Below are 12,156 nucleotides of genomic sequence, written 5' to 3'. Positions count from 1 at the left end.
CCCCTAGCGGAGCGACCTGCCGGGAGCTCCGGCGCCCGGGTGGTGGAATGGCAGACACGGCCGACTTAAAATCGGCTGCCGCAAGGCGTGCGGGTTCGACCCCCGCTCCGGGCACCCACCTCGGCCAACCCCAGCTACCCTTGGGTACATCGGGCTACCCTTTGAGGTTATGAGGCCAGAGTTGAAGAGTTCCAACGGTGCGTTGGGCCGCGTCGTCGCTGGCGCGGTCCAGGATCGCAACAGTTACACCCAGCCGGGCTACCCGGCTCCGTACGGCGCGCCTGGCTACGGCGCCCCCGAGGTCCGCACGATGACCATGGACGACGTCGTCGTCCGCACGGTGATCCTCCTCGCAGTCACCGGGGCCGCCGGTGCCTTCAGCTGGACCCTGCTCCCCGACGCGCTGGCCCTGCCGGTCGTGCTCGGCGCGGCGCTCATCGGCCTGGTCCTCGGTCTGGTGATCTCGTTCAAGCGGGTCACCAACCCGTTCGTGATCAGCGCCTACGCCGTGACCCAGGGTCTCGTGCTCGGCATCTTCAGCCGGATCTTCGAGTCGTTCTACCACGGCATCGTGCTGCAGGCCGTCGTCGCGACGTTCGGCATCTTCTTCGGCATGGCGATGCTGTACAAGTTCAAGGTCATCCGGAACAGCCCCCGGTTCACCAAGGTCATCGTGGGCGCCACGATCGGCCTCGTCGGCCTGATGCTGGTCAACCTGGTGGCCTACTTCTTCTCCGACAACGGCATCGGCATCCGCGCCGGCATGACCGGCAAGGTCGGCTGGCTGCCGATCGTGTTCAGCCTCGTCGTGATCGTCGTCGCCGCGCTCAGCTTCGTGATCGACTTCGACATGATCGAGCAGGGCATCCGCTACGGCATGCCCGAGAAGTACGCGTGGGCGATGGGCTTCGGCCTCCTCGTCGGCCTGATCTGGCTGTACATGGAGGTTCTCCGGATGCTCAGCTACCTGCGCAGATAGCCTTCGGATTGTGATGGCGGGCCGTGACCTGAGTCACGGCCCGCCCTTTGTTACTAAGGGGTAACCTGTCGCCATGCCTGAAGCTGTCATCGTCGCCACCGCCCGTACGCCGATCGGCCGCGCCCACAAGGGCTCGCTGAAGGACGTCCGCCCCGACGAGCTCGCCGCCACCGCGATCCGGGCCGCGCTCGAGAAGGTGCCGGAGCTCGACCCGAACACCATCGACGACCTGTACCTGGGCTGTGGCCTGCCCGGTGGCGAGGCCGGCTTCAACATGGGCCGCGTCGTCTCGATCCTCCTCGGGTACGACAACCTGCCCGCCGCCACCCTCACCCGGTACTGCGCCTCCTCGCTGCAGACCACCCGGATGGCGCTGCACGCGATCAGGGCCGGCGAGGGCGACGTGTTCATCTCCGCCGGCGTCGAGGCCGTGTCCCGCTACGCGCGCGGCAACTCCGACTGGCTCCCCGACGCGGCCTCCGCTGCCGTGGGCGGCGGCTGGCAGAACCCGGCGTTCGCGCGCGCCAAGGAGCGCTCCGACCTCGCTGCGGCCGGCGGCCAGACCTGGCACGACCCCCGCGAGGACGGCGAACTCCCCGACATCTACCTGACGATGGGCCAGACCGCCGAGAACCTCGCCCAGCTCAAGGGCGTCACCCGGCGGGACATGGACGAGTTCGGCGTCCGCAGCCAGAACCTCGCGGAAGAGGCCATCAAGAACGGCTTCTGGGCCCGCGAGATCACCCCGATCACCCTCGCCGACGGCACGGTCGTCAGCACCGACGACGGCCCGCGCGCCGGCGTCACCATGGAGGCCGTCGAGGGGCTCAAGCCCGTCTTCCGCCCCGACGGCCTGATCACCGCCGGCAACTGCTGCCCGCTGAACGACGGCGCGGCGGCCGTGGTCGTCATGAGCGACATCCGCGCCCGGGAGCTGGGGCTCACCCCGCTCGCCCGGATCGTGTCCACCGGCGTCACCGGCCTGTCCCCGGAGATCATGGGCCTCGGCCCGGTCGAAGCCACCCGGCAGGCCCTCAAGCGGGCCGGCATGACCGTGGACGACGTCGACCTGTTCGAGATCAACGAGGCCTTCGCGGCCCAGGTCATCCCGTCCTACCGCGACCTCGGCATCCCGATCGAGAAGCTCAACGTGCAGGGCGGCGCGATCGCGGTCGGCCACCCGTTCGGCATGACCGGGGCCCGGATCACCGGCACCCTGCTCAACTCGCTGAACTGGCACGACAAGTCCATCGGTGTCGAGACGATGTGCGTGGGCGGCGGCCAGGGCATGGCGCTCGTGCTGGAGCGCCTCTCCTAGCGGCGACCGTGGTCACGGCCGGCGGGCACCCGCCGGCCGTTTCCCATTCATCCGGTTACGGCGACACCTGCCCCTGGTTCCCTCGGCTCCAGTGGCTGATCCGCAGCGCGTCGAGCCGCACGTCGGCCACCTTCGAATGGTCTCGACTCCGCAAGCCGCTCGGCCGCGACGTTCCGCCGTGCCCGCCCTCAGCTCCGGGGTGAGCGCGTCCCCAGCGCCGCCACCACCGCCGGAGCCAGCGCGTGCGCCCACAACCGGTACCCGTCGGCCGACGGGTGGTACCCGTCCCAGCACAGCGTCCCCGGGTCCGTCCGGAACAGCACCCCGGTCTCGGCCGCCAGGTCCACGGTCACCCCGCCGGCCTCCCGCGCCGCCTCGTCCTGTGCCCGGGCCAACCGCCGCCCCCGCTGGCTGACCAGCGCCCGCAGCGGCTGGGCGATGGCCCGCGCCGCGCCGAGATCAGGACACGTGCCCACCACGACGGGCACGTCCGCGCGCCGGAGCCGACGGACCGCCCCACCCAGCTGGGCGGCGGCGCTGTCGATCCGCCCGGGCCGGACGGCGTCGTGCGAGCCGACCAGGATGACGGCGATGTCGGGGTGCGGGCCGAGGAGCGCGCGGGCGACCTGGGTGGCGAGCTCGGTCGAGCGGGCACCGGCGACGGCCACGCTGGACAGCTCGACCCGGCGGCCGTCGTCGGCGAGGAGCTGGGCCAGCTGCCCGCCGACCGTGTCGCCGAACCGGTCGACCCCCACGCCGGCCGCGGTGGAGTCGCCGAGCAGCACGAGGCGCACCGGCGTGCCGGAGCGTCCCACGCTGCTGCGGAGGGCGAGGCTGAGCTGCGGCCGCGCGTACCGCCGGCTGCGGGCCAGCACCGCCTCGACCGCGACGAGGCCGACGAGACCGGCCGCGGCGAGGGTCGCGCCCCTGCCGAGCGATCCGAGCTTGCTCCTGGCGGTCACGACTGCTCCTGGCTGCTGGGGGGTGGGCGCCGTGGTCACCGGGACCTCCGGGGATCGGGGCCGACCACGCGCGTCCCCTGGACGCGGCTCACGCCAGCCCCTTTGACGGGCGTGGCCGTCGGACCGCCACGTCTGGGCAGCGCTCGGGGAACCCGCTGGTCACGCCGCCTCCCGGGTCAACGTGGCCCGCACCGCCGGCAACAGGGCGTTGGCCGCCGCGGCGTAACCGGCGGCCGACGGGTGGTACCGGTCGGCGCTGAACATCTCGTCCGGCGCGGCTGCGAACTCCGGGCCCAGCAGGGTGCCGAGCTGCACCGCGTGCCCGCCGGCCGCCTCGATCGCCGCGGTCTGCGCGACGGCGAGCTGCCGGCTGAGCTGCCGGGCGACCCAGCGCAGCGGGGGCCGGATGGGCTGGATGGTGCCCAGGTCGGGGCAGGTGCCGACGACGACCTGCGCGCCGTGCTCCCGCAATGCGCGGACGGCCGTGGTGAGCAGGGAGACGGCGGTGCCCTGCCGGACGCCGTGGGTGACGTCGTTCCCCCCGATGATCATGACGGCGAGGTCGACGGGCTCGGTGAGGGCCGCCTCGACCTGGGGGGCGAGGTGGCGGCTGTCGGCGCCGACGACCGCCAGACAGCGGTATTCGACCGGTTGTCCGATGGCGGCCGCGATCATGGCGCCCGGGGTCTGGGCCGGGTGGTCCGCGCCGAGCCCGGCGGCGGAGGAGTCGCCCAGCATGACGAGCCGGATGGTCGGCCCGTCGCCGGGGAAGAAGCCGCTGCCGTCCGGTGGCGGGGCGTCCGGCAGGGGGATGACACGTTTGGCCCACTGGACCTGCCCGAACAGCACGCCCGTCAGGAGGGCGCTCGCCAGGCCGAGTCCACCGCCGCCGTATGCGGCCGCCTTCGCGAACCGGTTCATGGGCTGAGGTTATCGTGCTCCGGCGACAATTCCCGGCGGATAACGGGCAGCGTCGGGTAACGGGCATCGACTATCCGGGAACGCGCCCCCCGGTACGCTCGGGGTAACGACTACCGCCCAAGTCAGGAAGGCACGTGACGTGCAGTACTACAACAATGTTGTTGATCTGATAGGCAACACCCCGCTGGTCAAGCTGAACAGCGTGACCGACGGGATCTCGGCAACGGTCCTCGCCAAGGTGGAGTATTTCAACCCCGGCGGCAGCGTCAAGGACCGGATCGCGAGCCGGATGATCGAGGCGGCCGAGCGCGAGGGTCTCCTCAAGCCCGGCGGCACGATCGTGGAGCCGACCTCGGGCAACACCGGTGTGGGCCTGGCCCTGGTCGCGCAGACCAAGGGCTACAAGTGCGTGTTCGTCTGCCCGGACAAGGTCTCCGAGGACAAGATCAACGTACTGCGCGCGTACGGGGCGGAGGTCGTGGTCTGCCCGACCGCCGTGGCCCCCGAGGACCCCCGGTCGTACTACAACGTGTCCAACCGCCTCGCGACCGAGATCCCGGGCGCGTGGAAGCCAGACCAGTACTCGAACGCGAACAACCCGCGCTCGCACTACGAGACGACCGGTCCGGAGCTGTGGGCCCAGACCGAGGGCCGGATCACGCACTTCGTCGCCGGCGTCGGTACGGGCGGCACGATCTCGGGCACCGGGCGCTACCTCAAGGAGCAGAACCCGAACGTCAAGGTGATCGGCGCCGACCCGGAGGGCTCGGTCTACTCGGGCGGCACCGGCCGGCCGTACCTGGTGGAGGGCGTCGGCGAGGACTTCTGGCCGACCGCGTACGACCAGAACGTCTGCGACGAGATCATCGCGGTCTCCGACTCCGACTCGTTCGACATCACCCGCCGGCTCGCCCGCGAGGAGGGCCTGCTCGTCGGCGGCTCCTGCGGCATGGCCGTCGTGGCGGCGCTCGAGGTGGCCCGCAACGCCGGCCCCGACGACGTGGTCGTGGTGCTGCTGCCGGACAACGGCCGCGGGTACCTGTCGAAGATCTTCAACGACAAGTGGATGGCGCACTACGGCTTCCTGCGCACCGGCGACGCCTCGATGACGGTCGCGGACGTGCTGGCGGGCAAGGGCGGCGCGATGCCGGCCATGGTGCACACCCACCCGACGGAGACGGTGCGCGACGCGATCGACATCCTCCGCGAGTACCACGTCTCGCAGATGCCGGTCGTCAAGGCCGAGCCGCCGGTCGTCACGGCCGAGGTCGTCGGTTCCGTCGTCGAGCGCGATCTCCTCGACGCCGTGTTCAGCGGCCGGGCGAGCCTGCACGACTCGATCGAGCAGCACATGTCCGCCCCGCTGCCGATGATCGGTGGCGGCGAGCCGGTCGGGGAGGCCGTGAGCCTGCTGGCGAAGGCCGACGCGGCCCTGGTCCTGATCGACGGCAAGCCCCAGGGCGTCGTCACCCGACAGGACCTCCTCGCCCACCTCACCGACTAGGCCGTTTGGACCCGCTGAGAACGAATCTGGACTGCGCATCGCGGAGGGCCGCAGGGCGGGCCCTGGCGGCCCTCCGCGATGCTTGCCAGATTCGCCCTCAGCGGGCCACTGCGCCTTAGATCAAGAGCCAGATCAAGCGCATTTTTTGATTACGCCGCGTCCCTCCCACGGCGCGCGTAGGCGGGCTGCCGGGTTGGCTGTGGAGGGAGAAGAGCCTTTGACTCCCTCCACAGCCAACCCGGCAGCCTCCCCTCACGTCAGCTGCGCGTGAGCCCTTGCTCCACGGCGGCGATCAGCCGCTCATACGTCTCGTCGAGGCTGTCGGGAAGGCCGAAGCCGCCGGCGAGTTCCAGTGACACGAAGCCGTGCAACATGCTGCGCACGATCCGGGCGGCGTGCACCCGGTCCGCGTCGGGCACGCCATAGGAAGCGATCAGGGCGAACATCGGGGCCAGCGCCCGCCCGCCGGCCTCGTCGAGGCGCGGGTCCGCCCGCAGGCTGGCGGCATAGCGGCCTGGGTGTGCCACGGCGTACCTCCGGTAGGCGTGCGCGACGGCCGCCAGGTCCGGGGCGCCGGCCATGGCGTCGGCGAGTTCCTCGACCCCGCGGAGCGCGATCTGGAACAGCAGCTCCGGAAGGCCGTTGACGTGCCGGTACAGCGAAGGGGAGCGGACCCCGAGCCGGTCGGCGAGGACCGCGAGAGTCAGGTTGTGCAGGCCGATCTCGTCGGCCAGGTCGGCGGCGGCGGCGATGACGCTCCCGGTGGTCAGCCCGGCCTTCCGGCCCAACCGCGACCCGGTTCCGGCCGTCGACTCAGACACCGGCGAGCTTGCGGATCGCCGCGACGACCTGCTCGGGCGCCTGCGCCTGCGGGTGGTGTCCCGAGCCCTCGACCATCACCAGGTCCGCGCGCAGCGACTCCGCGGCCCAGTTCGCCTCGGCGGCAGGGTCGGGGAAGTCGGGGTCGGCGGTGCCCATGACGACCACGGCCGGGGCCGTGACCCGGGGGATGAGGCTCTCCGCCTCGGCGTGTGACATGTCGCAAATGTAGGCCCTGGCGGCCCGACCCCGGCCGGGCTGGGCCAGGTTGGCGGCGAGCCGGGCGCGCTCGGCGGCGAAGTCGGCGGGCTTCGTCCCCGGGTACATCTGGACGTAGTGGCTCTTCCACAGCGCCCCCGCGACGCCGGGGACCCGGGCCGCCGCCCTGACCAGGGTCATCGCCAGCCCGCCCTTCGCGTCCCGCAGGAACGGGCTGAGCAGCGCGATCCCGGACACCAGCTCGGGTGCCGTGGCTGCGGCGACGACGGCGGAACCCGCACCGGAGGAGCAGCCGGCGATCAACGCAGGACCCGCGTCGAGGTGCCGGATCAGCGCGACCAGGTCGTGTCCGGTCGGGCCGCTGCCGTACTCCGGCCACGCGGCGCTCGACTCGCCCATGCCGCGGATGTCCACAGTGACCACCCGGAACCCGGCGGCCACCAGGAGCGGGGTGGTGAAGCGGAACTCCGAGCGCAGCCCGATCATCGCCGGCACGCACACCACGAGGGGGCCTTCGCCCTGGTCATCGTAGGAGAGGCGGCCGTCGGTCAGGTCCAGGAACTTCGTCGTCGTCATAACTAAGGACCTTAGCTAACATGCTTAGCTAAGTCAACCGGGTGCCAATTTGAAAATCGCACAGCTTGTCCGATGACAGCGAGGGATGGAGAAATAACGTTGTGTCCGGAGGTTCTTCCAGAGGGTCACCACCCGATGGGGGGAGTTAGAAGATGGTCACCGTCGATCTGGCCGAGGAAACTCCGGCGGACGTCACGGACCCTCTGTTATGGCGCGACGCTCAGTTCATGCTCCGGCGGCACTCGCGGCCCGACGAGCGCGGACTGTGCGTGTGGTGCGGCCGAGCCTGGTCCTGCGCCCCGCGCCGCCTCGCGGAACGCGCGGCTGCGGCTGCCCGCAAGCCGTGGCGTGAGGCGTGGACCGCCCGGCACGACATCGCCGGCATGCGCGCGCTGCCCGAGTGGCGGAGCACGGAGCCGGCCGACGAGAGGGGGCACCTGCCAGCTGTGACCGGAGTGATCACCAGTAGCGGTACCAACAGGCGGGACACGTTCATCGGCAGGGACCGCCGGCCGAGTCCACGCTTCTAGTAGACCACCCTGCGACGCCGATCGCGCAGCATCGCTCCCCGACAGCGGCGCGACGCCCGACCCGCCGGTTCGCCCAGCTCATCCGAGCGTGGCGCGTCTCCCCCCCGACGGCGTGGCGACTCCCACGGCGAACAGGGTAAAGAAAGCTGGGGCCCGGAGATCAGTCTCCGGGCCCCAGCGCATGTCCTTCGGTTACGCGGCACCCCACGGGTTGCCCGAGTAGTCGGCCACCCCGTCGCTGTTGGTGTCCACGTTGGCGTAGTCGAAGCTGCCGTCGCTGTTCTTGTCCCACGCCTCGACGTCGTGCGTGCCGTCGTGGTCGGTGTCCGCGGCGACGTAGTCGATCCGGCCGTCACCGTCGGTGTCCGAACCCTCGTAGTCGGCGACGCCGTCGTGGTTGGTGTCCACGAGGATGTCGCTGCTGCCGTCGGCGTGCTGGTCGTACTCGATGGTGTCAGCGTGGCCGTCGCCGTCGACATCCGACTCGTAGAACTCCGAGCTCATTGTCTTCCTCCGTGTGTCTGTGTGATCAACACTGTAGAAGGCACCGGCAAGATCTCGTATCCACAGTTCGTGCCAGGGCGGCGCGCAACCCGTGTCTCATCACGCGAGCCCTTGGGCCAGGCGGTACGGATGCGGCGAATTCGGATCGTTATCCCGGTCCGGCTCGGCTACGGTCGCGTCATGTCCCACGAAGAGCTGCCGATTTTCGAACTCGGCTTCCCCGGACCCCTCCGCGACCAACTGGTCGCCGCCGTCCTGTCCGGAGCGAAGACCTCCACCAGCGCCCTGGCCATCGACTACGAGACGGAGGGCAGTCCGTTGCCGGAACCAGGCGAGCGGGCCGTGCTCATCGATTCCGACGCCCGCCCCGTCGCCCTGATCGAGATGACGGAGGTCCGGGTCGTGCGGGTCGGCGACTGCGACCTCCAGCACGCCATCGACGAGGGGGAAGGGTTCACGACCGTGGCCGAGTGGCGGCGGGACCACGAGAAGTTCTGGCACGGCGACGAGGTGCGCGAGGAGCTGGGCGATCCGGAGTTCACGATCACCGACGACACGCTGATGGTCGCCCAACGGTTCCGGGTCGTCAGCCTGCTCTGACGGAGCCTGGCCGGGTGCCGGGTGCCGGGTGCCGGGTGCCGACTGCTACCTGCCGGCCGGCGGTGATCCGGGGGCCAGGGTGCCGAGCACGTGGTGCAGCATGTCGCGCTCCAGCGGCACCAGCCGGGCCGTCAACTCGGCGTCTACCGCCCGGGCGTGCGCGGTGCACGCCGCCAGGAGGGTTCGGCCCTTGCGGGTCAGCGTCAGGACCTGGCGGCGGCGGTCGTGCGGATCGCGTACCCGATGAAGGGCTTTGAGGTCTTCCAGCTGGTCGGCGAGCGCGACTATCAGGCTCGGGGCGACGCCCATCGTGCGGGCGAGGTCCTGTTGCGAGCGGGGCGCGCCGACCGCGACGGCCGCCATCAGGTCGGCGTGCCGGGGCTTGAGGCCGAGGCCCTCGATCCGGCCGGCGAACTGGTCGGTGACGGCGGCAGCCAGGGAACTGAGCCGGAAGGCGACCGTGGCGTCCATCCGGACATTCTTCATAATTCTAACCATACATGGTCAGAATTATTCAGCGGTGTACGGGGAGGGCACGCTCGCGCCCTCCCCGCCCGTGATCAGTTCGTGTAGTACCCGTAGACGTCCGCGACGACGTGCACCGTGCCGGGACTGGTGTTGAACAACCGGATCTGGTTGTCACTGTCGACCGGGACGACGACCAGATTCGGCACCGTCTGCCCCGGAACCCAGTTCAGGTTCGAGGCGTTCGGCCGCTGCTGGGCCGTACCGGGGTAGGCGGTCAGGAAGCCGTTCGCCGTGGGCTCGGTGACGGTCATGTTGAGTACGACGCCCGTGATCGGACCCGACTGTTCGGCCAGCGACCACAGGTTAAGGGACAGATCGCTGTTCGGAGCGACCGGCGTGGTGCCGTCGGTGCCGATCCGGCTCCGGGTGTCGAGTACCCGCTTCGGTTGGTAGGCGTGGAACACGCTGCCGGTACCGGTGGTGTGGTAGCCGACGAGGTCCGCGACGACGTGCACCGTGCCGGGGCTGGTGTTGTGGAAGGCGACCTTGCCGTTGACCACGGGGACGACCACCAGGTTCGGTGCGGTCAGGCCGGGGGTCCAGTTCAGGTTGGAGGCGTTGGGCAGGGCCTGGCCGTCCGGGTACACCGTGAGGAAGCCGTTGGCCGTCGGCTGGGTGACCGTCACGTTCATCGTGACGGCGGTGACGCCCGTGGCCGGCACCCCGTTCGCGCCCGTGACCTGGAGGGTCAGCGTGCCGCCGGGAGCAACCGGGTTCCTGCCGACCGCCTCGCGGGTGTCCAGCACCCGGGTGGGGCTGGCCGGAACATACCTGCTGCCGTCTCCGTCCGTGTGGTAGCCCACCAGGTCCGCCACCACGTGCACCGTGCCGCTGCTGGAGTTGCTGAAGTCCACCTTGCCGTCGTGTACCTGGACCACGACGAGGTTCGGCACCGTCTGGCCCCGCACCCAGTTCAGATTGGACGTCGTCCCGCCGCCCGGCCACATGTCATGCGGGAACGCCGTCAGGAATCCGGAGGCCGTCGGCTCGGTGACCGTCACGTTCATCGTCACCGACGTGACCCCGGTCGCCGGCACACCGTTGTGGTCCGTCACCTGCAGGGTCACCAGGCCGCCCGGAGCGATCGGTGTGGTCGTCGGGACCCCGATCCGCTCCCGGGTGTCGAGCACCCGGACCGGCGGGACCGGGACATAGCTGTCACCGGGCTGGATGAGCTTGGTCTCCCGGGCCTGCAGGCCGCTGGTGTCCGTCACCGTCACCGTGACCGGTACGTGCTCGCTGCGCTGCGGAAAGGTGTGCGAGGCGACCGGGCTGGCCTGGGTGATCGTGGTGTTGTCGTTGAAGAAGAACGTGTACGACGCGATCGGCGCCCAACCCGGCGTGGACCCGCTGGCGTCGACCGCGATCGTCCGGCCCCGGTCCGACGCGGACAGCCGGGCGTTCAGCGTCGGGGCCTTCACCTGCTCAGTGGTGCCCCGGTCGGCGTACCCGACGGGGCCGGTGCCCGAGTTGGTCACCTCGGGATTGTCCTGGGGGCGGTGGCCGAGGAGGTCTGCCTCGGGGAAGCCGGGAGCCGCCGAGTTCGCCGAGTCGATGTTCACCGCGTCGTCGGGGGAGTCGAGATCGTGCGCGCCCTGACCCGAGAGGGACCGGAACTCCGCGAGCGAGGCGACCGTGGTCGGCCACGCGTACGGCCGGCTGGTCGCGCCGGAGCGGACGGTGTTGTAGTCGACGGTGGTGGTGGACGTTGCCGTGCCGTACACCCCGATGCCGATCGCCTTGTCGGGGTTGCAGGTACCGGTCGCTCCGACCCGCACCACGTTGTTCTGCACGGACACGGCGCTCGAGCCGTCGGCGACCCGGATCGCCGCCGAGCAGGAGCTGGTCACGGCGTTGTTCGATATCCCGGTGCCGGTGGCCCCGGCGTTGTCGACCCCCACGGAGTCGGTCGTCGTGAGCGTGATGACGTTAGCGGACACCGCGTTGCCGGTGGCGCCGGCGCCGAGCGTGACGCCCGCCGTGCGGTTCCCCTTGATCGTGTTCCGGGTGACCGTGTTGTGGGAGCCGAGCACCAGCACACCGGCTCCCCTGGACGTGGCGACCGGTGATTCGATCGTCGCATCGCTGACCGTGACCCCGCTGGTCGCGGCGTCCAGGCTGATCCCCGGTGACGTGCCCTGCACTACCCGCACGTTCTTCAGCATGGAGTTTGTGACAGCCGTGAGCTGGACTCCGGCGGCCCTGGACGAGCTGACCCGGGGATACTCCAGGGTGATCCGGGTCGAGTTGCTGACGGCGATCGGCGGGACGTCGGCCTGGTTCCAGACCGTCAGGAACTCGATGCCGACATCGTGCTGGCCCTCGATCGCGATGGCGGCATGCGGGCCGGACAGAGTGCCGTCGCTGCTCCAGAACGTGATCGGGTGGTCGGCCGTGCCCGACCTCGTGATCGTGAGCCGTTCGTCGTACGTTCCCGTGACGACGACGTCACTGCCCGGAACGGTCACCGCGGCTGCGGCGTTCAAGGTGCAGAAGGGTCTGGTGACGTCACCGACGCCGGAGTCGGAGCACGGATAGTTCTTGCCGGTATTGTCGACGTAGATCGAGCTGGACGCTGCGGCCGGGCCGGCGGTGGCGACCAGGCCCGTGGTCGCGGCGAGGGTGGCCATGGCGAGGCCGATGAGGCGGTGTCTGCGCACTTCTGAAATCCCCGTGAAGCGTGAGAGGTGTCTACC

The 12,156-nt window shown here is 70.4% G+C and carries 12 protein-coding genes and 1 tRNA gene; 6 read left to right on the top strand and 7 right to left on the bottom strand.

Translation table 11 applies throughout. The annotated features are described in order from the left end of the window. Window positions 1-33 precede the first annotated feature (33 nt). The 3 genes from IW245_RS25255 (at window position 34) to IW245_RS25245 (ending at window position 2,297) form a co-directional block, all read left to right on the top strand. A tRNA-Leu gene (locus IW245_RS25255) sits at window positions 34-114 on the top strand. A 67-nt stretch (window positions 115-181) separates the two neighbouring features. Then, complete coding sequence (locus tag IW245_RS25250; RefSeq protein WP_197008672.1) at window positions 182-979, top strand: Bax inhibitor-1/YccA family protein; 798 nt, start codon at window positions 182-184, stop codon at window positions 977-979. Window positions 980-1,052: 73 nt separating this feature from the next. Further along, window positions 1,053-2,297: an acetyl-CoA C-acetyltransferase gene (locus IW245_RS25245; protein ID WP_197005647.1), complete on the top strand. Its 1,245-nt coding sequence runs from the start codon at window positions 1,053-1,055 to the stop codon at window positions 2,295-2,297. Between the two features lie 188 nt (window positions 2,298-2,485). Here IW245_RS25245 and IW245_RS25240 read toward each other — a convergent pair whose 3' ends face one another. Both IW245_RS25240 and IW245_RS25235 read right to left on the bottom strand, forming a co-directional pair. Continuing rightward, entirely contained in the window at window positions 2,486-3,259 is a 774-nt protein-coding gene (locus IW245_RS25240; protein WP_197005646.1) for an SGNH/GDSL hydrolase family protein, read from the bottom strand. A 159-nt stretch (window positions 3,260-3,418) separates the two neighbouring features. After that, a complete protein-coding gene (locus tag IW245_RS25235; RefSeq protein ID WP_197005645.1) occupies window positions 3,419-4,180 on the bottom strand; it encodes an SGNH/GDSL hydrolase family protein in 762 nt (253 codons plus the stop codon). Between the two features lie 139 nt (window positions 4,181-4,319). On the opposite strand from IW245_RS25235, the gene IW245_RS25230 reads away from it, so the two are divergent. After that, window positions 4,320-5,684, top strand: a complete 1,365-nt coding sequence (locus tag IW245_RS25230) for a cystathionine beta-synthase (RefSeq protein WP_197005644.1) — start codon at window positions 4,320-4,322, stop codon at window positions 5,682-5,684. A gap of 257 nt (window positions 5,685-5,941) precedes the next feature. On the opposite strand, the gene IW245_RS25225 is transcribed toward IW245_RS25230, so the two are convergent. After that, the gene (locus tag IW245_RS25225) at window positions 5,942-6,505 is read right to left on the bottom strand and encodes a TetR/AcrR family transcriptional regulator (protein ID WP_197005643.1); all 564 of its coding nucleotides are present in this window, start codon (window positions 6,503-6,505) and stop codon (window positions 5,942-5,944) included. Further along, complete coding sequence (locus IW245_RS25220; RefSeq protein WP_197005642.1) at window positions 6,498-7,298, bottom strand: alpha/beta fold hydrolase; 801 nt, start codon at window positions 7,296-7,298, stop codon at window positions 6,498-6,500. Before IW245_RS25220 ends, IW245_RS25225 begins: the two co-directional genes overlap by 8 nt. Window positions 7,299-7,450: 152 nt before the next feature. On the opposite strand from IW245_RS25220, the gene IW245_RS25215 reads away from it, so the two are divergent. After that, complete coding sequence (locus IW245_RS25215; RefSeq protein WP_197005641.1) at window positions 7,451-7,828, top strand: hypothetical protein; 378 nt, start codon at window positions 7,451-7,453, stop codon at window positions 7,826-7,828. A gap of 192 nt (window positions 7,829-8,020) precedes the next feature. On the opposite strand, the gene IW245_RS25210 is transcribed toward IW245_RS25215, so the two are convergent. Then, entirely contained in the window at window positions 8,021-8,332 is a 312-nt protein-coding gene (locus IW245_RS25210; RefSeq protein ID WP_197005640.1) for a hypothetical protein, read from the bottom strand. 180 nt (window positions 8,333-8,512) lie between these two features. Here IW245_RS25210 and IW245_RS25205 point away from each other — a divergent pair, with 180 nt between their 5' ends. After that, window positions 8,513-8,932 carry an ASCH domain-containing protein gene (locus IW245_RS25205; protein WP_197005639.1) on the top strand — a complete coding sequence of 140 codons (420 nt, stop codon included), beginning with the start codon at window positions 8,513-8,515 and terminating at the stop codon, window positions 8,930-8,932. A gap of 45 nt (window positions 8,933-8,977) precedes the next feature. On the opposite strand, the gene IW245_RS25200 is transcribed toward IW245_RS25205, so the two are convergent. Together IW245_RS25200 and IW245_RS25195 are read right to left on the bottom strand one after the other, a co-directional pair. Further along, window positions 8,978-9,418: a MarR family winged helix-turn-helix transcriptional regulator gene (locus IW245_RS25200; protein WP_197005638.1), complete on the bottom strand. Its 441-nt coding sequence runs from the start codon at window positions 9,416-9,418 to the stop codon at window positions 8,978-8,980. A gap of 74 nt (window positions 9,419-9,492) precedes the next feature. Then, a complete protein-coding gene (locus tag IW245_RS25195) occupies window positions 9,493-12,120 on the bottom strand; it encodes a right-handed parallel beta-helix repeat-containing protein (RefSeq protein ID WP_197005637.1) in 2,628 nt (875 codons plus the stop codon). Between the last annotated feature and the right edge of the window lie 36 nt (window positions 12,121-12,156).

It is taken from the genome of Longispora fulva, assembly GCF_015751905.1.
GTDB classification, from domain to species: Bacteria; Actinomycetota; Actinomycetes; order Mycobacteriales; family Micromonosporaceae; genus Longispora; species Longispora fulva.
This window is presented reverse-complemented; position numbering and strand designations above follow the sequence as displayed.